Source organism: Sphingopyxis sp. (genome assembly GCF_036402335.1).
Taxonomy (GTDB): domain Bacteria; phylum Pseudomonadota; class Alphaproteobacteria; order Sphingomonadales; family Sphingomonadaceae; genus Sphingopyxis.
This window is the reverse complement of sequence record NZ_DASWTD010000068.1, coordinates 1-1,525: the sequence shown is the minus strand read 5'-3', so window position 1 is coordinate 1,525 and position 1,525 is coordinate 1. Positions and strand designations below refer to the sequence as shown.

At 64.7% G+C, this 1,525-nt stretch carries 1 protein-coding gene and 1 pseudogene; both read right to left on the bottom strand.

Annotated elements, in window-relative coordinates; translation table 11 throughout:
• Positions 1-342, bottom strand: a pseudogene (locus VGD20_RS02100) (aminotransferase); the annotation flags it as partial.
• Positions 343-358: 16 nt separating this feature from the next.
• Positions 359-1,525, bottom strand: a 1,167-nt coding sequence (locus tag VGD20_RS02095; protein ID WP_331132867.1) for a TonB-dependent receptor domain-containing protein, incomplete at its 5' end; no start/stop codon positions are given.

Here is a 1,525-nt window from a genome sequence, read left to right as displayed (position 1 = left end):
CGTGAAGGCGATTTCGTCGGGCGTGACGCCCAGCTTGGCCGCGACGCGGGCGCGCACCGCCATCAGGTCGGGGAAAAGACCGCGACGGGCATAATAGCTCGTCGAACGGTTCACCCGCCGGACCGCAGCTTCATATTGCTCGAGCACGGGCCGCGCCATCATGCCCCAATTGCCATTCTCGAGCTGGATGATGCCCTCGACCACGTCATATTGCGCCGCGACCTTCGCCCAATAAGGCTCGTCATCGGGCCGCGCGCCGGCCGGCAGCGGCGCGGCTTCGAGCCGCCCCGCCACCGGCGCCGCCGCGGCCGCCATCAGCATCTGCCTCCGATTCAGCTCCACGCCGGCTTCCCTTGCATCAGAAATTGATCCCGAGGCGGACATAATATTGACCGCCGTCGGTGTCATAGGGCGCATTGCGCGAATAGATGAGCCCGCGCACCGCCTGGTTGGTCGCCTCGTCGGGATAGGTGTCGAAGATATTCTCGGCGCCCGCGCGAATCGACAGATGATCGTTCAGCTGGAGGCTCGCGGACAGGTCGAACATCACCATCGATCCGAAGCGCTGGAAGACCTCGCCCGTCGTATTGCCGCTGACGTCGGTCCACGCCCCATAATAGCGCGCACGGCCCTGCAATCCGAAGCGGCCGATCGTATAGCCGAGCGCGGCGGTGCCATTATGCTTGGGCAGGCGATCCTCGAACAGGATCCGCTGCGTCTCGTTCCCGATCGACGCGCTCGTACCGCTCGTCACCCGCGTCTGGTTATAGTTGTAGGCAAGGCTGATGTCGGCCTTACCCGGGCCGACATCGCGCGCATAGGCGAGCACGACATCGATCCCGCGCGTGCGCGTGTCGAAATCATTGGTGAAATAGGTGACCGCGGTGAAGCGCTGCGGATTGGGCAGATCGGCGGGCACTGCGAAGGTCGCCGACTGGCCGAACCGGTCGCGCAGCTTGATCTGGTAGACGTCGATGCTTCCCGTCAGTCCGAAGTCCGACTGGAAAGTCAGGCCCGCGGTCAGCGTACGCGATTTTTCGGGGGTCAATGGCTTGGCACCCAGAGCGATCGCGATCGGATCACTCGGCGACAGTCGCCCGGTGTTGAAGATCTGCAACGTCCGCGTGTCGAGCCCTTGGCTGGTGGTGAGCGCGTTGAGCTGCGCCGGGGTCGGCGCGCGGAAACCGGTCGAGTAGGTCGCCCGCAGCGCCACGCCGCTAAAGGGTTCGAGGCGCGCCGACAGCTTGTAATTGAAGGTGTCGCCAAAGGCCGAAAAATCCTCGTAGCGTCCCGCTGCACCGAGCGTCAGCATCTCGGCTGGCCGGACCTCGACGTCAAGATAGCCCGCATAGCTGGTCTGCGACCATTCGCCCGCGCTCAGCGGGCTGAAACCTGGAAAACCGTTACTGTTCGGCGCCAGTCCCGTCGCGGCACCCGGACCGATCGCATAGGAAGCGGGATCGCCGGCGCGGATCGCATAGCTTTCCTTGCGCCGTTCGGCGCCGAACGCGATGTTCGCAGGTTC